This is a genomic window from Halomonas sp. OfavH-34-E, from assembly GCF_024124525.1.
In the GTDB taxonomy this organism is placed as follows: domain Bacteria; phylum Pseudomonadota; class Gammaproteobacteria; order Pseudomonadales; family Halomonadaceae; genus Halomonas; species Halomonas litopenaei.
The window spans coordinates 22,783-40,140 of the sequence record NZ_JAMXRY010000047.1; the positions used below are offsets into that span (position 1 = coordinate 22,783).

The 17,358-nt window shown below is 63.6% G+C and carries 23 protein-coding genes; all 23 read right to left on the bottom strand.

Features of this window, described 5'->3' with window-relative positions:
• Positions 1–9: 9 nt before the first annotated feature.
• A complete protein-coding gene (locus NH448_RS18050) occupies positions 10–1,158 on the bottom strand; it encodes a hypothetical protein (protein ID WP_253029182.1) in 1,149 nt (382 codons plus the stop codon).
• 102 nt (positions 1,159–1,260) lie between these two features.
• A complete protein-coding gene (locus NH448_RS18055; protein ID WP_253029183.1) occupies positions 1,261–1,824 on the bottom strand; it encodes a hypothetical protein in 564 nt (187 codons plus the stop codon).
• Positions 1,825–1,941: 117 nt separating this feature from the next.
• Positions 1,942–3,537, bottom strand: coding sequence for a phage tail protein (locus NH448_RS18060; protein ID WP_253029184.1), 1,596 nt, complete (start codon positions 3,535–3,537; stop codon positions 1,942–1,944).
• A gap of 2 nt (positions 3,538–3,539) precedes the next feature.
• A complete protein-coding gene (locus NH448_RS18065; protein WP_253029185.1) occupies positions 3,540–4,163 on the bottom strand; it encodes a phage tail protein I in 624 nt (207 codons plus the stop codon).
• Entirely contained in the window at positions 4,163–5,002 is an 840-nt protein-coding gene (locus tag NH448_RS18070; protein ID WP_253029186.1) for a baseplate J/gp47 family protein, read from the bottom strand. Before NH448_RS18070 ends, NH448_RS18065 begins: the two co-directional genes overlap by 1 nt.
• Positions 4,989–5,363: a hypothetical protein gene (locus tag NH448_RS18075; protein WP_253029187.1), complete on the bottom strand. Its 375-nt coding sequence runs from the start codon at positions 5,361–5,363 to the stop codon at positions 4,989–4,991. Before NH448_RS18075 ends, NH448_RS18070 begins: the two co-directional genes overlap by 14 nt.
• Before the next feature lie 12 nt (positions 5,364–5,375).
• Entirely contained in the window at positions 5,376–5,963 is a 588-nt protein-coding gene (locus NH448_RS18080; RefSeq protein ID WP_253029188.1) for a phage baseplate assembly protein V, read from the bottom strand.
• Positions 5,964–5,966: 3 nt separating this feature from the next.
• A complete protein-coding gene (locus NH448_RS18085) occupies positions 5,967–6,497 on the bottom strand; it encodes a hypothetical protein (protein ID WP_253029189.1) in 531 nt (176 codons plus the stop codon).
• A complete protein-coding gene (locus NH448_RS18090) occupies positions 6,481–7,107 on the bottom strand; it encodes a phage tail protein (protein WP_253029190.1) in 627 nt (208 codons plus the stop codon). The genes NH448_RS18085 and NH448_RS18090 overlap by 17 nt, the downstream gene beginning before the upstream one ends.
• Positions 7,088–7,465 (bottom strand): hypothetical protein, encoded by a 378-nt coding sequence (locus NH448_RS18095; protein ID WP_253029191.1) that lies wholly within the window; start codon positions 7,463–7,465, stop codon positions 7,088–7,090. The genes NH448_RS18090 and NH448_RS18095 overlap by 20 nt, the downstream gene beginning before the upstream one ends.
• A gap of 103 nt (positions 7,466–7,568) precedes the next feature.
• Entirely contained in the window at positions 7,569–8,501 is a 933-nt protein-coding gene (locus tag NH448_RS18100) for a hypothetical protein (protein ID WP_253029192.1), read from the bottom strand.
• Positions 8,502–8,541: 40 nt separating this feature from the next.
• On the bottom strand, positions 8,542–8,910 hold the full coding sequence (locus NH448_RS18105; protein WP_253029193.1) for a hypothetical protein: 369 nt from the start codon (positions 8,908–8,910) through the stop codon (positions 8,542–8,544).
• Positions 8,907–10,310: a S49 family peptidase gene (locus tag NH448_RS18110; RefSeq protein WP_253029194.1), complete on the bottom strand. Its 1,404-nt coding sequence runs from the start codon at positions 10,308–10,310 to the stop codon at positions 8,907–8,909. Before NH448_RS18110 ends, NH448_RS18105 begins: the two co-directional genes overlap by 4 nt.
• On the bottom strand, positions 10,307–11,923 hold the full coding sequence (locus tag NH448_RS18115) for a phage portal protein (protein ID WP_253029195.1): 1,617 nt from the start codon (positions 11,921–11,923) through the stop codon (positions 10,307–10,309). The genes NH448_RS18110 and NH448_RS18115 overlap by 4 nt, the downstream gene beginning before the upstream one ends.
• A complete protein-coding gene (locus NH448_RS18120) occupies positions 11,920–12,138 on the bottom strand; it encodes a hypothetical protein (protein ID WP_253029196.1) in 219 nt (72 codons plus the stop codon). The genes NH448_RS18115 and NH448_RS18120 overlap by 4 nt, the downstream gene beginning before the upstream one ends.
• Entirely contained in the window at positions 12,135–14,138 is a 2,004-nt protein-coding gene (locus NH448_RS18125) for a terminase gpA endonuclease subunit (RefSeq protein WP_253029197.1), read from the bottom strand. Before NH448_RS18125 ends, NH448_RS18120 begins: the two co-directional genes overlap by 4 nt.
• Positions 14,139–14,148: 10 nt before the next feature.
• Entirely contained in the window at positions 14,149–14,706 is a 558-nt protein-coding gene (locus NH448_RS18130; RefSeq protein WP_253029198.1) for a terminase small subunit, read from the bottom strand.
• 347 nt (positions 14,707–15,053) lie between these two features.
• On the bottom strand, positions 15,054–15,230 hold the full coding sequence (gene lysC / locus NH448_RS23710) for an Rz1-like lysis system protein LysC (RefSeq protein ID WP_366078348.1): 177 nt from the start codon (positions 15,228–15,230) through the stop codon (positions 15,054–15,056).
• Positions 15,157–15,612, bottom strand: coding sequence for a hypothetical protein (locus tag NH448_RS18135; protein WP_253029199.1), 456 nt, complete (start codon positions 15,610–15,612; stop codon positions 15,157–15,159). The genes lysC and NH448_RS18135 overlap by 74 nt, the downstream gene beginning before the upstream one ends.
• Positions 15,609–15,872, bottom strand: a complete 264-nt coding sequence (locus NH448_RS18140) for a winged helix-turn-helix domain-containing protein (protein ID WP_253029200.1) — start codon at positions 15,870–15,872, stop codon at positions 15,609–15,611. The genes NH448_RS18135 and NH448_RS18140 overlap by 4 nt, the downstream gene beginning before the upstream one ends.
• A 4-nt stretch (positions 15,873–15,876) precedes the next feature.
• Complete coding sequence (locus NH448_RS18145; RefSeq protein ID WP_366078347.1) at positions 15,877–16,410, bottom strand: lysozyme; 534 nt, start codon at positions 16,408–16,410, stop codon at positions 15,877–15,879.
• Positions 16,370–16,657: a hypothetical protein gene (locus tag NH448_RS18150; RefSeq protein ID WP_253029201.1), complete on the bottom strand. Its 288-nt coding sequence runs from the start codon at positions 16,655–16,657 to the stop codon at positions 16,370–16,372. Before NH448_RS18150 ends, NH448_RS18145 begins: the two co-directional genes overlap by 41 nt.
• Before the next feature lie 289 nt (positions 16,658–16,946).
• Positions 16,947–17,358, bottom strand: a 412-nt coding sequence (locus NH448_RS18155) for a hypothetical protein (RefSeq protein WP_253029202.1), incomplete at its 5' end; no start/stop codon positions are given.

Genomic DNA, 17,358 nt, shown 5'->3' on the forward strand with positions numbered 1-17,358 from the left:
ACGGGCCCCTTATTCGAAGATGGATTCGTTGAACTCGGTCATGACGTGCTGACGGAAGGTCAGCCGCTCGGCGATGTCGTAGAAGCCCAGGGAATAGTCGAAATAGACTTGCCCGGTGCCGGTCGCCGCCTCGTTCAGTTCCTTGTCGACCCACACGTCGCCGTCGCGAATCACGCCGCGCAGCTTCAGGCGACGAATCAGCTTCTTGACGCGCTTGATGACGCCCTCGACGTACTGCTTTGTGACGTTGCGGTCGAGCATTTCTTGGTGGGCGTACATGATCGAGTCGCCCACGATGTAGCGAATGCGCTGGTGGGGCAGCATGGTGCCGTTGGCCAGCCGGTTGCCGAACAGGTAGTAACCGCCCTGCTGGTTGACGATGACCGACACGTTCTCGCTGTTGTACAGATTCGCCTTGCTGGTCGTGGAGCCGATGGCGTGGTCGATGGTTTCCCGCGAGCCCATGATGCCGTAAATCTTGCGGCTCGACGGGCTGTGCCAATAGCCTTCCTCGTTGTCGACGCGCACGATGTGGCCGGCGATGGTCGGCGACATCCAGCGGCCCACGGTTTCCGCGAGGTCGGCATCGAACAGTTTCACGCCGCCATTGACGAAAAAGGCTTCGTCGAGCAACGCCGCCTCGGCGATGACCGCCGAGTAACCGCCTTCACTGCCGTCGATAAGCGGAATCGCGCGCAGCTTCTTGCACACGGTTTCCATCGCCGGCTTCACCTCGGGCAACTGCGAGAAGTCCGGGGCGATGATCAGGCGCGGGCGAACGCCCAGCCGCGACTCGGCGGTCAGCATCGCTTGCAGGCCGGTATAGCTGCCCGTCTCGTCGTCGACGCTGCCGACCACGTTGGCGATTTCCTGCGTCTGGTCGACGCTGTCTTCGGCGACACGCACCACCACGCAGACGGCACCGGCCTGGGTATAGATGTCTTTCAATGCCCAAAACAGGGTGCCGGTGGTGCCGGCGCTGGCCAGCATCTTGTCGCTGTTGACCAGCGTCGGGACGTTCAGCGGGAACACGGTTTCGTCGGCGTCGTCGGCCGTGGCCACAAGGCCGATGGTCGAAGCCGCCAGAATTTCGATGGGCTTGTCGGTGTTCTCAAGCCAGTAGTGTTCGACGCCGTGTAGGTAAGTTCCTTCGGCCATGTGTCAGCCTCTCCTAATGAAGCGGCCCCCAGGGCGGGGGCCGGATTGCAGGCACAAAAAAACCGCCATAAGGCGGGTCGGGGTGGGTGCTTGGGCAAGCTGTTACCAGTCGATGGCTTCCAGCGCGGCCCGGTCCTCGGCCTGACGAGCGGCCTTGATGTCATCCTCCAGGCGCTGACGACGCCCCGTGGCATTGCCGTGCGCCGCGACGAAAGCGTCGGCCTTGGTGATGATGCGGCCGACCAGCTCGGCTTTCCCGATGGGTCGCTCGGCCAGCATCGCATCGAGGTACGGTGTTGCCGGTTCGCTGCCCTGTCCGTTGTTGCCAGCCGGTTCGTGCCACGCCTGCCACTCGCGGGCCTCGCGCTCCTGCTTGTCGAACGACAGCGTTTCGGCGTCGGGGTACTGGTCAAGAATTGACGCCAGGGCCTGGCTGTACCCGGCATTGACTCGCGCAGTCGCCTTTCTGAAGACATCGGCAATCGGCTCGGGCGGCGCTTCGTCCAGCGCATCCGCTGGCGGCTCGACGCCCAGTTCGCTAATCTCGTGACGACTGCCGTCGGCTAGCCAATAGACATGACCACGCCAGTCGGCAACGACGTGCCATGCGCCATCGACAACCTTCGCCGCTTCATGCTCACCTGTCGCCGGCGGGGCCTCAGTCATAGCATTGCCTGGCACTTTTGGCTGCCCACTCATTGGGTCTAGCGGACAATTCCTGCCATCAGGATTGATGACAGTATTATCGTTATGGTTTAAATCCCATATTTTCATCGCTATTCCTCAAATTTTTGTAAGGTAAATAACAGCATTATTCCTAGGTCGGGTTGCTGTTAAAAACCTTGAGTAAGACGTACTATCTCTTTCGTCAGTTAATGAAGAATACTTCATTACCGCACCAGGGTAGTCTCCAATATCGAACCCATCAGACCCATAATCAACCTCATTAAGGTTGTATAGAGTAGAATTGCTTGCAGCAAGATTGTCATCGTATCCACCGACAATAGTTGCCTTCTGCCAGCTCGCAAGATTTCGGCTTGGATCAACACCTCTCCCATGATCCCAGCCGCGTTTAAACTCGCCGCGATCATCAGGAAGGTTGAATGTCGTCGATCCGTCACCGGCTCCATGTGACGTCCCATAGGCAGCAAAGATACGACGATAAGCTGACCGGCCGATTGCCGCTCCATCGTTTTCGACATAGCCTTCTGGCAGCGTCGTTGAACGCCATTCAATCACGGTGCCGGGGCGCACCCCATGCCATTCCATCCAGACATGAGGTCGATTTGCGATATTGGTTGGATCGACGCCCTGCACAGTACCGAATTGATCACGATCGTAAAACTCATAAAACTTGCCGTCAGCACCTCTGGTAATTTCACCTGTCGAATAAACCCTTTCAGAATCGTAAGGCGAAAACTGATCTCCCGACCTTGCCTCGGCAATCATAGGCCCTACAAAATCAGAAACATTCTCTGAACTTAACACCTCAACAAAAGGACTTGCCGTTTTGTTGGCACCCGTCCTGAAAAACATTCTGGTGTCAACTGAGCTTGACCCGTAGGCATAAACTACCATCGGGTTGTCTCCATCCTGGTCACGCTTAGATGGGATATGAACATATGCATAATAAAATCCTGAAAAAACATCAGGAGCGTTATCAGCAGTTTCTATATCAACGAAGTGGCAACTCCCAGGCGGGTAATTCCCATTGAAATCAAATGACCGATTTGTGGCTAGTCGGTCCTTCCCAATACCAAACTGATTGATCGCCTCAAGCACGCCTGCCGCATCTGGAAACTTGTTGGCCTCGCCGGATCTAGCTTCCGTTACAGTGGCTTTTTCAACCATGCCTTGTGCGGTGGTAGTAGCCGACGGGTGGTTGCGACTCTGCTCATGCTTGCCGATTTCGTCGTCGACGTACTTGCGCGTTGCCAGCACCACCGAGGGGTCGACCTTGAGCGTCACCACACTGGTGTCGCTGACCATCAGCACGAAGCGCACGGTCGAGGTTCGCGAACTGCCTTCTTCGAGCACCGGCTTATAGGTCGCTGGATAGTTGCCATACGCCACAAGATCGCCGTCGGCATCAATCACTCCGACTTCGCGAATCGTCCAGCCACCCACGTCGGGGGGCAAGACTTGCTCCATGACCAGCCAGTTCGGATTGTCGGCGTCCTTGTAGACCTGATTGATGGGACCGACCCGAACCTGATTGACCATCGTTTCGCGCTGCTGAACCTGCTCGGGGGTCAACTCCTGACCGCCCCCATCACCAACAACCAGTTGCACGAATTCGACTTGCTCGCCGACGCCGACCGCATTGGCGTACTTCGCCTGCCCGATCTGGGTCAGCCGGGTATAGAACTTCTGAGCCATGGTTAGATTTCCTGCCAGGGGTAAACCGTGGTGACATCGAAGATGTCGGTCACCGCGCCGATGTATAGAGGACCTGTCGACGTCGCATCCTCGATGGTCGGCGGATAGACCATCGTGATGTCACCGTCATAGACCGCCGCGCCGACGTAGGCCGAACCTCGCACCTCACCCAACACGTCAAACTGTTCAAGCACCCGCGTCAGCGGCTTGGTGTTGTTGAGGATGGCCAGCAAATCGTCCTGCATTGCTTCGGTGACGCCTTCGTCGCGAACAATCGCGCGCAGCCGGAAGGTGCCCCGCTCGCGGCGCGGCTCGACCTCCCACCATTCGGTCAGCTCGATGTCGACATTGACCGCCGACAACGCCTGCTCGATGGCCGGGCGGGTGCCCTTCTCGCGATGCACGTCGAGACTCGCCGCGACGACCTGCCGCTTCTTCTGCTCGCTCCAGTGCGTCCGCCACACGTCGACCGACAGCGCCCAGGCGAGAAACGGCAACGCCGCCAGCGGGCACGCCCAGGGGTCCCAAAGCGTGGCGATGGGTATGTCTACGTCCTCGATGCGTGACAGCGCGTCGTCAAGCCCGCGTTCCATCTCACCAAGGTGCGGGGGAAGTAACGTCGCCATCAGCCACCCCCGACCTGATAGGCCACCGTCAGCGCCGTGCAATAGGGCGCTTGATGGACCTCGGGCCGCACGTCGGACCAGCCGTTCAACACCACTTCCTCGACGCCTTCCACAGTCAGGGCGTGGTCGAGCGCCGAGCGCACGACGCTCAGCCCGAAGCGGTGCCGAGACTCGACATACACTCGGGCCGCATCCTCGGCGACCTGACGGGCCACCTCCGGGTCGGGGCCTTCCTTCATGATCAGCGTGGCGTCGACGACGTAGGGCAGCACCTCGCCGGCCGCTACGGTGATCAGGTCGGCCATGGGGCGCTTGCCCCACAGATAGGCATAGACCGTCGCGCGTAGCGCCTCGCTGGGCTCCCCGTCGCCGCTGCGACTCAACACGTAGATGATGCCCTCGCAGGGCGCCGGACAGACCGCCTTGGCGTCCTTGACGTCGGGGTCGGCCGAGCGGGCGTTGTACTCGTAGGCCCCTTTGGGGCCGGCTACCGACAGCCCCTCGGGCGACAGTTGCAGGCGCTCGCGGTAGTCGTCGTCGCTCTCGCCCTCCAGCCTGACGACCGGGCTGCCGTCGGCGTTGCGGTAGTAGGTTGCCCCGATGTGATCGAGTTCGGCGCCCATGGCATAGGCGAGCATCAGCCCTCGCGCCTGCTCGTTGGCATCCTGCCGCAACAGCAGTTCGCGGTAAGCGCCAGCCAGGGCGACGCGATAGGCCGGGTCCGACGGGCTGGCGTTCTCCAGCGAGGCCCGTTCGGCGATGGCCTCGACGATGGCCTCATAGTCAGCCTGCTTGACCACCGTCAGCGGGGGCAGCAGCGAAAGGTTAATTCCATCCATTCCACATAATCCCGTGTGTGTCGTCGGTGGTGATGCTGACCGCCCGCCCATCGATCAACAGCAGGCCCGAGACCGCGATGCCGACCTGGGCGGCGTCGGGCTGGGATAGCTGCATGTCGCGAAGGCGGAAGTCGTCGAGCCCGTTGGCCGGGTTGTTGATCGCCTCGGCGAGCCGAATGTAAGCGTCCATGTGGAACGCCTCGTTGACCGTGCGGTCGAGCAACTCGAACATCCGCGACCCGAAGTCGCGGCGTCCGACCACCGAACCGATGGGCGTGTTGATGACGTCTTCGAGGCGCTGTCGAAGATAAGGCACGCCCTCAATCAGCGCGCCGGTCGCTCTGTCCGTGCCTTTCTTCATTTCGTTAATTCTCTATTGCTTCTGGCCCGGCTTCGGGCCGCCGTGGTCGTGGCCGTTGTAGATGTCTCGGTCGGCCTTCATCGAGCGCTTGCTGTCGGCAATGTCGCCACTGGCCTTGATACTCCCCTCGACATCGAGGTCGCCGACAATCTTGGTCGCGCCATTGATCAACACCCCGCCCTCGGCGGTGACCGTCGCGGTGCCAGGGCCCGCCACCTTCAGGTCGAAGTGCTTGTTGCCCCGGTGGTGGCTCATCGTCGAACCGTCCCCCCAGGCGATCAGGAACAGGTCGGGGTCGCTCGACGGGGCCGGCATGGCGGCGTGGTAGCTGCCCGGCAGTATCTCGCCCAGGGACAAGTCGCCCTCGCTGATCACCGTCACGCCTTCGCCGACCTCCGGCGACCACCACACCGTCGCGCGGCCGGTGCGTATGGGCTTCCACTGAAGCCACGCCGTGGTCATGCCGCCGCCGTAGGCCACTCGGGCAACGTGACGAGCGTGATCGACCGCGACCACCTTGCCGCGCACGACCATCTGTGCGACGCGTCGTTCGAGTTCTTCGAGCCGCGCCAGCACGTCGCCATAGCTCGCCTCGGCCATGCCTTACCCCTTGTCGTAGTCGTCTTCGTGGCCGGGTCCGACGTTCGGATACTCCCCGATGAAGACGTCGGTCGGCAGGTAGTCGGGCAGCGTCTCGGGCTCGCCCAGGTGGAAGACCTGTTTCCAGTTGACCACCCAGCTCTCGAACCCCTTTTCGTCGGGTTTGAACATTCCGGGATAGGCCGACAGTTCGGTGGGGCGCGCCACTTCGTCACCCAGCCCCCAGCGATTGCCGTCGACGAACTGGATCACCAGGGCCGCGAAGTTCCGTATCGCCAGCTCTACCCGTGACGTTGTCACACTTAGAATGCAGTGCGCGGCGAACTCGACTTCGACCGGGGTCTTGCCGTTGCTGGCCTTTCTGCCGGGCTGCATCTCGATCGCCTCGATCAGCACGGCCGGCGAGGTCACCGCCTGCCCACCCTGAAGGGGCTTGTAGGCATCGACCGTTTTCAGCCACGGCATGGCCTCGCGAAAGGCCGCCTCCATGGCGTCATGCCCAGCGGTCAGGCCGTCGTCAACGTTGGTTTTCATGATTCACCGCGTAGTTAAGTTCCTGTTCGATCAGCTCACCGAAACGCGCTTCGGCGCGCCGCTGATACCGCTTGAAGACCTCGGCGGCGAGGGTATCCAGGGGGATGCCGACCCGCTGTACCGGAAAGCGCCCGGACAGCTCAGGCGGCACCCCGGCGCCACTCGACGGCTTGCGAGGCTTGCCCATCGTGAAGTGCCCGGCGCTGGCGTTACGCCGGCTGCGAATCCACACGTTGGCCTCCGGGTTGTAGATGGTGGCCACGAAGGCACCTTCGTAGCGGTGCTTGCCGACACTGGTGCCCTTGCGCGTTTGCCTCGGATTGCCGGCGTTCTCGGCCGCCAGCGGCAACGAGCCGAACCACAGAATGTGCACCCGGTCTCTGCCGGTGCCGACCACCGAGGTCGTCAGGCGCGGTTTCAGGGCCTTTTGCGGCACCTTGGTCGCGGCGCTGATCTCTCGCGCGATGCGGGTCTTCAGCCAGCGAATGGTTTTCTTGATGGCCCGGTCACTGGCCTTCTGTAGCTGGTCGGGCGTGGCCTGTATCGCGGCCGTCGCCCGGGTGATCTCCCGCGCGAAGTTGAGTTGAACGCTAACGCCAGCCTGGGCCATCGCTGCCGCCCTCCGGTGCCGGTTCGCTGTCGCTGTTGGCCAGCCACAGGGTCATGAAGCCTTTGCCGTCCGGGTGGTGGTCGGCGACGTAGTAGCTCGCGCCATCGATCTCGACGCGCCACAGGTTGCTGACGCCTACGCAACGACTCGACGGCACGGTAAAAATCGGCCGGCGCCGGTTGAGTGTCAGGCCGCCGCTCTGCGCAGTACCACGCTTGCCGGCCTCCGCCTCGATGACCGCGTTGTCGAAGATGCCATCGAGGTCGTAAGGCTCCCCCTCGGGGGGAATCATCCGCCCGGTGGTATCGGCCACCATCGAAAAGGCGCGCTCGGTGAAGCGATTCAAACGTCGGGGCATGATGTCCTCGCATAACGGAAAGCCCGCCAAGACGGCGGGCTTTCGGTTATGCCCTGCCCTCATGGGCAGGGCATCTTTATTTCGTCATTTCTTTAAATGACGATCAGGCGGGGCTATAGCCGAGCACGTCTTGCAGCAGCAAGCCGCAATCCGGCGCGACGACCAGTTCCTTGACCGACTCGCCGACACGCACCACCTCGCCGCCGCGAAGGCCGATGTCCTTGTCGTACCACTGGCCGGCGAAGCGGTCGCCGTGCTGGGCGGTGATGCCCCAGGTCATGCGGCCGTTGCTGGTGTCCGCCTGCCCGTCGAGGTAGGTAAAGGCCGCATGGCCGGACCACGCGCGCTTGATCTCCGGGGCCTTGCCCTTCTTGGCGATGTTCATGCGCGCCTCGCCGACGAACACGTTTTCCAGCTCCAGCAGCTCGGCCACCTGCTGCACCGTCAGCGAACCACGGTCACCGCTGTTACCGTGCATCGCCGCGACCATGCTGCGATTGGTGCGTAGCTGGGTGAACTCGGCGCGGCCGATGGTCAGCGCCGTGGGGCGCATCAGCGGCAGGTCGAGTTGTTCCAGCAGGAACGACAGCAAGTCGGCATCCTTGTTGTCGAACTTCTCGGCATTGGCCAGGCTCTTTTTCGTGCCGTGGTTGGCCGGGTTGAACAGCGTCTGCGCGGCGCGAACCTCGCGGTTCAACAGGATCAGGTCGGTCAGTCCCTCGGTGGCGTGATCGAGAGGGTCGTAACCTTCCGGCGCGTTGTCGATGTCGCTTTGCGGCACACCGTCCTGAAGACCGTGGTCTTCGGTGCTGTCGGTCTGCTCGCTCGCGTTGAACTCGACTTCGTTGGTCAGGCCCTTGCGGGACACGCTGTCCTCGACCAGCGCCAGACGCTCGACCTTGTCGTACTTCCACCACTTGAAGGACTCGGCACCAACCGGCACGCGCGGCAAGACGAAGTCGGCGATCAGGCGGTTATTGCGGTAGGCGATGGCGATGGCCGTGCGTACCGGATCAATCGGGAAAGGGCGTTTCATGCGCTATCTACTCCAGTGACTCAGAAAAAGGGACGCCCGATCAGGCGCCAGCGGCCGGCACGACGCCGGCTTCGAGCCAGACGTGACCGATGACCCCGGCAGTGCCGTCATGCTCGGCCCGGGCGGCGTAGGGCTCACCAGCGGCGGCGACGACCGCCTTGCCGTCGGCGTTGGCGGTCAGCGGGTCGCCGTAGGCGATGGCGGCGCCGTACTCGACTTCACCGATGCCCTGGCGAGTCACGTCGACTTGCTGCCCCGGATCAGCCCCCAGGGAGCCCGAAACACCCAACATGGCGTCGGCAGCGGCGGTCGACTGAATTGCCCCGCCCTCGTCGGGGGCATAGGCGACGAAGCGATAGGGGGCGATGGCCGTATCGGCGCGGTATCCCTTGATGAAGGTCGGTTTCATGACTTAGCGGCTCCAGTGAGTTGACGGACGGCGGCGGCAAACGACAGTCGCTCGCCGTTGGCGGCGGCCTCACGCACCAGCCCATGGGCTTCGTTGGCGACGGCCTTCGAGTCGACGCGAGGCTTCGTGTCAGCCGACGCGGCGATGTCCTCGACGTCGTTGGCCGGGGTGTTCTTGGCGGCGTCGATGTGGCCCGCCGACGCCTCTCGCTCGGCTGCCAGCACCTTGACGGCGGCCTGCTCGCCGGTGGTTTCGCCATCCAGCGCCAGCGTCTGAATCAGCGCTTCGTGGCCCGGCATCGCCTGGGCAAAGACACCCTTCACGCGGGCGTTCTCACTGGCGGCGCCTTCCTTGCGGGCGGCCTCGATGGCCTCGGCGTGGCCCGCGCTGGCGTCCTCCCGCCCCTGGGCGGCGATGGCCTCGAAGGCATCGGGATGTTGTGCTTGCAGTGCCTCGGCGACAGCGGTCGCCGTCGCCCCTTTCTCGATGGTCAGAACCATGGCGTTATTGCCCTCTTGCTTGCGGTTAGCGGCGGGCGTTGCCGCCGTCGCTCGGTGGGTGGCCGCGACGCGGCCTTTCGTGGTGGTACTGCCGGACAACTCGGCGATGACGCCTTCGAGACTCCCCAGTCGGTGCGCCAGTCCCGCCTCGACGGCATGACGGCCGATTAGCACGCCGCCGCTATCGCCGGCCGCGACGACCTCGTCGGGCTCTAGCCCCAGGTTGCGCGCGACACGCTCGACGAAGACGTCGGCCATGGCGTCGATGGACTCCAGGGCTTTCGCCTTGCCGTCGGCGCTGTTCAGGTCGGGGCGCTTGTTGGGCGACCGGCTCGACACCAGCTCAACGGTCTGAACGCGCTCGTCGTCCTTGACCAACCGATAGGTGGCCACGACCCCGATGGAGCCGACTTGCGCGGTGTCGTCGATGACGATCTCGTCGCAGGCGCTGGCCAGCCAGTAGGCCGCCGAGGCCACACCCCCGCCGCCATAGGCGACGAGGGGCTTCGTGCCTCGCGCGGCATAAAGCTGGTCGGCCAGCTCGTTGATGCCGGCCGCCTGCCCGCCCGGCGAATCGATGTCCAGCACCACGGCGCGAACTGCGGGGTCGTCGATGGCGGCGGTAATATCGGTGGCCAGCCGGGCCACCGTGGTGCCACCACAGATGTCGGTGAAAAACGAGGCGTAGCGGGAAATGACCCCGGTCACCGGAATAACCGCGACGCCGTCACGGTTTACGGCGGTTCGGGTGCCATTGACCGGCAGGCCCTCGCGTTTCAACACCGATTCCAGGTCGCCACCGCCCAGCGGGTTGCGCTGGGCGATGTCGGCCATGGTTTCGAGCACGTTGGGCAACAGCGCCCATTGCTGGCCCGCGAGGAATTGCAGGGCGTAGCTCATGACTCAGGGCCTCCAGGCAATGAAAAGCCCGACGCTTGGCCGGGCTTGTCGTTCTCGTCGGGGTCTTCCTCCGGGTCCGCTTCCGGCCCGGCATCGTCGGCCGTCGATGGCCGCCACTTGCGGCGCTCCTCGATGCGACGCTGTTCGTTCATCTGCGACCAGCTCTCGCCGACCAATCGACGCGCTTCGCGCTCATGGGTCGTGATGCCCACCTTCAAGCGTTTCTCGGCGGCGTTGGCCGCCTTCAGCTCGTCGATTTCGCCCATCACCGGGCCATGCCACAGCGCGCGACAGTAGGCGCGACGAATCATCGGGTCCTTGAAGAACCCCGGCATGTGCAACCGCCCGCGCGCCACCGCCTCGGCGATGATGGCTTCGTAGTAGGGCTGACAGACGTTCACCACCACGTCGGCCCGGTCGACCAAGATGTAAGACGCAAATTGCAGCAGCGCCGCCCGGCTCGCCGAATAGCTGGCCGTGAAGTGCTTCAACAGGATCTCGAACGGAATGCCGAGCGCCCCACCGATCTGCCGCCACAGCGCGGTGACGAACGGGTCGAACTGCGCATTCGGGCGGCCCGGGTTGGCCGTCTCGATGCTCTCGCCCTCGTCCAACTCGGTGACCAGCCCGTCACCCAGGCGAAGGTCGCGCGGCTCGGCGTCGTCGTAGTCGTCGTCGCTATCCGCGCCAGCACCCGGGGCGTAGGGGTCCCGCGCGCCGCCGCTTTCCGACTTGATGAAGACGGTGAACTTCGACGAAATGACCGACGCCATCAGCTCGGCATCGACGTAGCGCCCCGCCTGCTTGATGACCTCGATCACCGGCGACAAGTCGGGAATGCCCCGCGTCTGCCCGGCTCTCAGGTTGTGATTCGACAGAATCAGCACGTTGCGGCTGCCGTTGTCCTGATACAGCGGCACCCGCTGCCAGCGCGCCTTGCCGCGCACGAAGCGCCGCGTCGGGTTGCCCTGCAAGACGTGGATCGCCGATGTGGCGCCGTTCTCGTCCAGCTCGAAGCCCCCGGACATGGCGTCGTCGTCGGGCTTGTTGTTGGGGTTGCACACCCGGTCCGCCTCCACCGAACGAAAGCGGGTCCAGTAGGGCCAGTCGCCACGCTCGAAGAACGGCAGCAACAGGAAGGCGTCGCCGTTGGTGCGGCTTGAGTGATACAGCTCGGCTTGCTTCTGGTAGAAGGTCTTTCGCCGCGAGGCGTCCCCTTCCGGCGACCCGGCCACCAGCTCGAACTCGCGCAGTATCTTGGCCTGCAACGCCTCGGCCTGTTCCGACGACAACCCCAAAAAGTCGGCGTCGATGCTCGGCTCGGGGCGTAGCCCGGTGCCGATGACATAGGTCGTCTTGGTCTTCAGCGCACCGTGCGCTATCGGGTTGTTGCGCTCCAGGTCGCGCGACCGCGAGCGCAGCGTGTCGAGTTCGGGGTTAAGGTCGCCGTCGGCGTCTCCCTTGCTGGTCCGCCAGCCCTTCAGGGCCGGGCGAGACCGCGATGCGCCGGTGAAGGCGCCCGATGCTTCGATCTGCATGCGGGCGTGGACCCTTTCCCGCGCGGCGACCGGATTGAAATAACCCACGACCCGGTCGATGACGTTCATCTTCATACCGGCACCCCCTGCCGAAAGCGCGGGCCGCTGCGTAAGCGGCGTTCCAGATAGGCTTGCCGCGCATACAGCTCCTTGAGGTTGGCCATAGTCACCTGCCGCGTGCCGCCTGCGGTGGTGATGGTGACGCTTTGCCCGCCTTCCAGAATATCGAGAATGGCGCCTTCCAGCGCCTCAAGCTCGCGCGTGATGCGCTGCCGTTCCTGTCGCGTCATAGCTCGCACTCACTGACGACCCCGCGCCGACGGCGCCGCTTGCGATTGCGAGGCGGGGCCGGGTCGGGCTCGGGCTTGGGTTTCGGTTTCCGGGGGGCGACGGGTTCGCCGCCATCGTCGGCGCGCGGCGGAGTGTCGTCGCCATCATCCGGCTTGGGTTCGTCGATCATTTCATCGCCCTTGTGTGGTAGCCGGTGGACCTGCTCAAGATGCGCACCGGCCGCCGCCAACACCTCGGCGTCGAAGAAGTGGTTGTCGGTGCGCAGCTTCTGCCAAAACACGTCCCCCGATTGCGTGACCATGCGCGCCTCGGCGACCACCTGCTGGCAATAGTCGTCGGTCGCGTCCTGGGATATGAACCACGCCCCAGGCTGATCGACCGGCCAATCGATGCGCGCGTGAACCCAGCTCTTGAAGTGATGGGTATGCACCAGCATCAGTTTCAGCGGCTGCCGTTCGTGTCCCTTCTGGTCGATGTCGGTGAACTTGTAGGGCTTGTCCTGACGCTTCCGCCCCTTGGTCGGGATGGCCCGACCGTAGTGGTGGCGACAGAACTGGTAGACCATGTGCACCGGGGCCGACTTGCCGCCCGGCTTGTAGCCCGAGTCGACGAGCATGCGGTGAATCGGCATCCCCCCATAGCGGGCTTGTAGCAACTCGCCCAGGGACTGCCACACGGGTTCATGCTCGGTGTCGCCCCATATTTCCCCGGCATCGACCAGCCACGACGATGCGTTGTAGCCGAAGGCGCGCACCACGTAGACCAGCCGGTCGCCCTGTACGTCGACGCCGGCAATGATCAGTTGGCCGCCGCGCGGCAGCTCACCGAAGGCATAGGGCCGACGAAGGTCGGCGACCTTCTCCCACTTGGGCGCTTCGCCGACCACCGAATAGAGTTCGCCGAAGCCGGTGTTCACCGCCGCCTGAATACGCCCGGGGTCTCCCGAGCGCACCGCCGCGACGTAGGTCTTCGCCCGATGGCCGAACGACCGCCAGGGCGAGCACAGGCCCGACACCCAAAACGTCGCTTCCGGGTTGCCGTCGTCCGGGGACAGATACAGCCCGAAGGGCACCACATGCTGTTCGCCACCCTGTTCGATCAGCGCACCATCGTCGGTGTAACCGTAGATTCGCTGGCCCGGCGCCACGAACACGCCCCGGTCGTTCATCCACTCCTTCGCGTCTTCGAGAATCGCCGCGCCGGTATGCGGACACGTCAGATAGGCATGCTTCAGCGCCTCGGCCGGGGTGCCTTTCTCGTCGAACCACAGCAGGTTGAAGCGCGGCACGAAATAGCGCTGGCAGTCCGGGCAAGGCACCGCCCATTCGTGTCGCGTGCCCTCCTGCCACAACCGCCAAATCGGCGAATGCACCGAATCGCTGGGCTTCCAGCGGTACAGCTCGGCCTCGTCGTCGTACTCGGCTTCGAGGGTGCCGACCGTCGGGGTCGATACCGACGTGACGCACCCGTCGATGAAGTTCGACACGCGCGCCTCGGCCAGCGCACGCGGGTCGCCCTCGCCGCCGACGTTGTTGCCCATGCGGTCGCGCTCGTCGAGGAAGACGTCTCGCGAGGGGTGCGACGCCAGCTCGGTCGCCGAGCCGGCCCAGCCGAAGCCGATGCGCTGCCCGTTGATGAACTTCTCGTTGATCGTTTCCTTCTTGCCCTTGGCCAGCGCCTCCCACAGCCGAGGCACCGACTTCAGCAGCTTGGTGAAACGATCCTTCGACACCGACTCGACGTTCTTGCGGGTCGGGCCGATGTACAGCACCGGGCCCGGGTCGTCGTCCATCCGCCAGCCGATGCCGTTCAACAACACGCCGTCGGTCTTCGACATCTGCGCGCCCATGACCGCCGACACGGCGGTATACATGGGGTCGCGAATGGCGTGCGTGATGCCCTTCACCCAGGGAGCCCGGCCGCTGTTCCACTGGCCGGGCTCCGGGCTACCGGGCGGCAACACACGATTCGCGTCGGCCCATTCCCAGGCGCTGCGCATGGGTGGCGGCCTAAGCGCTCGGCTCGCCGACGTCAGAATCTTCCGAATCCGTAATGGCATGAATGTCGATGCTCTCTAGCATGTCGGCGCACACGTTCAGGGCGCGGGTCACTTCGCCGTCCCATATCTGAAGCCCTTCGGCCTCGTTGCGCGCGGTGATGACTTTCGGAATCACCTTCCGGCCGACCGGCCGTAGAATCATCGCCAGTTGCGTCATGGCCTCGACCAGTACCCGCTCGGTCTGCTCCAGGTCGATCAGGCGCTTTTCCTTCTCGCCGCGCTCAAGGGCACGAATCGCAGCATCGTGTTCGCGTAGCTGACGCTCCGCGCGAATCTTCAACAGTTCCTCGTCGGCGTAGGTGGTTTCGTCCTCGCCACCTCGGCCGCTGCCGATCTGCTTGGCGACCTCGCGTTCTATCTCCCACTGGATGGCGTGGCCCAGGGTGATGCGCAGCGGGTCGCCTTTCTTGCCGCTGCCCTCGTAGGGCAACCCTTGCTTGATCCAGTTGGTTACCGTTCGTTCGGACACGCCCCGGGCTTCCGCGTACTCGCGTTTGTTCAGCTTCATAGGAGCGCGTCACCGTTCAGGGTTGGATTGACCGGGAATTTCCAGCCATTCCAGCTTTTCCGTCGGGGGCACTTTTCAGACGCCGCAAGGGCTAGGGCAAATTCCCCCGCGTGAAAAACTGGCGATATTCATGGAAGAAAGGACCGATTTTCCGAAAACCGAAAAACACGCAAACCGCGCGGGCCTGCCGACCGTGTAGTCAAAATTTCGCGCCAGAGGGACCCGTGGGGGTCGGGGCCGAGCGCAACAACACGTAGCCAAATGATCTAATAACCATTGCCTTTCAATGCCTTATAGAAAGAAAAACACGCGAAAACGCCGAGCCCAACGGCCCGGCGATGAAGTCGTCACGGCAATTCGTGACCAGACTGACGCTGAATGCACCCCTGAACCTGCACCGCGCAGGACAGCAAGGCCCCCTCTAGCTCGTCGACGGCGGCCCGCCAATCGTCATTCGTCACCAGCGCCGGGCGGCCCGGCAATTGGCACGGGGTCAGCGGGCAGGCCGGGGGCTCGACGATAATCGGCGGGGTTGGTGGTGTCGGGTCGCTGGTAGCGCACCCCGAGAGTGCGAGGCACCCCCCTATGCAAATAATCGCGAACGGCTTGGTCATTGCGTTTCAGTTCCTCGAAGCTCGCGCGCTGCGCGGCGCCCTGGGCGTCCAGGGTCTGGCGTAGCGTCTGAATCCCCCGCTCGACTTCAACCAGCCGGGCGGCCCGGTCCCGCTGCCCGTCCAGGGCGGCCGTCAGTTGCGACAGCTCGGCGGCCTGCTCGTCGAGTCGCGCCTGTAGCGCTTCGGCGTTCTGCTCGATGGCGTCGCGCTCGGTGGCCACCACCTCCCAACGCCAAAAAGCCAGGGCGCCGGCCACTGCCAACGCCCCGACCCCTATCAACTTCAGGTTCATACCTTGCCCCCGCACCAGTCGCGTCCCTTGTCGGTCACGGTCAACGTCGTGTTCAGCCGCTGGCTGACGGCGCTTTCGCGGGCCGGCCCCTGCCGAAGATACCCCGCGTCGACCAGCGGCCTGACCCGCGCCGACATCGAGGCCGTCGAAATGCCTATGGCCATGGCCAGTTCGTTGCGCGTCATGCCGGGGTGTCGCAGCAGGTGGCGCACGATGCGCTGTTGCTGGCTCGCCGCCATGCCGCTGCGAATCACCTTCATGTGGCTATCGTGCTGAACTTCGCGCGATGTTTCGGGGTGCATCGTTCACGCCCTCCAGACAAAGCTCGCGCTCGGCGGCGCGGCGCCGCACCAGCCCGCGAAGGCGCTTGCCTCCGGCATAGACCCAGCGCGGCAACTCGTTACAGGCGCCGACGACATCGCCGGCATTGAGCTTGCGAAGCAGCGTCGAACGACCGAAGGCGCCGGCCCCGACGTTGAACACAAACGACACCAGGGCCGCCCGGGTTGTCTCGGCGATGGGCACCGTAACGCGACGGTCGACGGCATCGAGGGCGACACCCAAATCAGTACGCAGCAAAGCCCGGCATTCATCCGGGGTCTTCGTCTGCCCCGGGCCCGCCGTGGCCGTATGGCCATCGCACACCGTCCACACTCCCACCGCGTCGCGGTAACTGCTCAGCTCGGTGCCCTCGAAATAGGGAACGATGACCAGCGACATCGCCAGGGCGCCACCGCCTGCCGCCGCTGCAAGCCGTTTACTCAAAGCCATCACTTCCCCCTCGCCGACGGCGCTCATCCAGGTACTTCCACACGTCAAAGCCAAGCCTCAGAAAGACGGCAATGATGCCCAGCGAGGTGACGACGTCCGAGACAACAAGCTGCACGCCTCCAAGCTGGAGTAGTGGCATATTCAGTACCGACACGACGTCACCGGGCGTCGGGGTGATCGACACCCCGGCGGTCTGGGCTTTCGCGGCGAGACTGGTCGCGGACACGCCAGACCCGCCGCCGTAGGCGATCAATCGTCCGGTATCGAATTTCATGGGCATCTCGGAATGGCAGGCACAAAAAAACCCGGCCGAAGCCGGGTGATGAAAACGTCGCAGGGAACTGAAGGGTAAGGGGCTTAGCGGCCTACTGGCGCAGCAAACCACCTTGGCGCTAACGATAGCCAGAACTGCCAAACCTTGCAACACATATCGTGTAAAAGGCCGCATTTCGTGTAACCACAAGGCGCAAAAAGACCCCTTCGGCACCGTCCAGCAGCCCCCTTGAGCGCCTGAAAAATACTCCTATGGGATAGATTCGGCGATTCCATGCCAGCCCGCGCCGTTACCATGACCGTGCCCGCTTACGGTTGCGGGTCGGTCTAGGCATCGTCTCGGCCAAAGCATCATTAAGACCATAGGCCAACAGCCATTCGTGATAGTCGTTCAATGCCGCCTCGGCCTGACGCTCGACATAGGTGTGAATGTAGGTCCGGTCCAACTTTGACAAGGCATGATTCAACAACAGCTCGCCCACCATGTAATCGACTCCCAGGTCAGCCCATGCAGTACGCGCCACCTTGCGAAGATCGTGTGACGACCAGTGCCCGGCGCTGATCTCCTTCACCCACCCCGACGACACCACCGCCGACACCGGCTTGCCGTTGTGGTCAGGGAACAGGAACACGCCGGTATAACCACGCTCGCGCTGCCAGTCGTGATAACAGCTCAACAGCTCGACGGCATGCTCGGTCAAC

What these genes read in the sequence shown, in the direction of transcription:
- NH448_RS18135 (WP_253029199.1), bottom strand. Translation starts at nt 15,612, where the DNA reads ATGAACCTGAAGTTGATAGGGGTCGGGGCGTTGGCAGTGGCCGGCGCC.
- NH448_RS18085 (WP_253029189.1), bottom strand. Translation starts at nt 6,497, where the DNA reads ATGAAAACCAACGTTGACGACGGCCTGACCGCTGGGCATGACGCCATG.
- NH448_RS18125 (WP_253029197.1), bottom strand. Translation starts at nt 14,138, where the DNA reads ATGCGCAGCGCCTGGGAATGGGCCGACGCGAATCGTGTGTTGCCGCCC.
- NH448_RS18070 (WP_253029186.1), bottom strand. Translation starts at nt 5,002, where the DNA reads ATGGATGGAATTAACCTTTCGCTGCTGCCCCCGCTGACGGTGGTCAAG.
- NH448_RS18145 (WP_366078347.1), bottom strand. Translation starts at nt 16,410, where the DNA reads ATGAGCGCCGTCGGCGAGGGGGAAGTGATGGCTTTGAGTAAACGGCTT.
- NH448_RS18065 (WP_253029185.1), bottom strand. Translation starts at nt 4,163, where the DNA reads ATGGCGACGTTACTTCCCCCGCACCTTGGTGAGATGGAACGCGGGCTT.
- NH448_RS18140 (WP_253029200.1), bottom strand. Translation starts at nt 15,872, where the DNA reads ATGAAGGTGATTCGCAGCGGCATGGCGGCGAGCCAGCAACAGCGCATC.
- NH448_RS18095 (WP_253029191.1), bottom strand. Translation starts at nt 7,465, where the DNA reads ATGCCCCGACGTTTGAATCGCTTCACCGAGCGCGCCTTTTCGATGGTG.
- NH448_RS18080 (WP_253029188.1), bottom strand. Translation starts at nt 5,963, where the DNA reads ATGGCCGAGGCGAGCTATGGCGACGTGCTGGCGCGGCTCGAAGAACTC.
- NH448_RS18110 (WP_253029194.1), bottom strand. Translation starts at nt 10,310, where the DNA reads ATGAGCTACGCCCTGCAATTCCTCGCGGGCCAGCAATGGGCGCTGTTG.
- NH448_RS18100 (WP_253029192.1), bottom strand. Translation starts at nt 8,501, where the DNA reads ATGAAACGCCCTTTCCCGATTGATCCGGTACGCACGGCCATCGCCATC.
- NH448_RS18090 (WP_253029190.1), bottom strand. Translation starts at nt 7,107, where the DNA reads ATGGCCCAGGCTGGCGTTAGCGTTCAACTCAACTTCGCGCGGGAGATC.
- NH448_RS18075 (WP_253029187.1), bottom strand. Translation starts at nt 5,363, where the DNA reads ATGAAGAAAGGCACGGACAGAGCGACCGGCGCGCTGATTGAGGGCGTG.
- NH448_RS18050 (WP_253029182.1), bottom strand. Translation starts at nt 1,158, where the DNA reads ATGGCCGAAGGAACTTACCTACACGGCGTCGAACACTACTGGCTTGAG.
- NH448_RS18105 (WP_253029193.1), bottom strand. Translation starts at nt 8,910, where the DNA reads ATGAAACCGACCTTCATCAAGGGATACCGCGCCGATACGGCCATCGCC.
- NH448_RS18115 (WP_253029195.1), bottom strand. Translation starts at nt 11,923, where the DNA reads ATGAAGATGAACGTCATCGACCGGGTCGTGGGTTATTTCAATCCGGTC.
- NH448_RS18120 (WP_253029196.1), bottom strand. Translation starts at nt 12,138, where the DNA reads ATGACGCGACAGGAACGGCAGCGCATCACGCGCGAGCTTGAGGCGCTG.
- NH448_RS18150 (WP_253029201.1), bottom strand. Translation starts at nt 16,657, where the DNA reads ATGAAATTCGATACCGGACGATTGATCGCCTACGGCGGCGGGTCTGGC.
- NH448_RS18055 (WP_253029183.1), bottom strand. Translation starts at nt 1,824, where the DNA reads ATGACTGAGGCCCCGCCGGCGACAGGTGAGCATGAAGCGGCGAAGGTT.
- NH448_RS18060 (WP_253029184.1), bottom strand. Translation starts at nt 3,537, where the DNA reads ATGGCTCAGAAGTTCTATACCCGGCTGACCCAGATCGGGCAGGCGAAG.
- NH448_RS18130 (WP_253029198.1), bottom strand. Translation starts at nt 14,706, where the DNA reads ATGAAGCTGAACAAACGCGAGTACGCGGAAGCCCGGGGCGTGTCCGAA.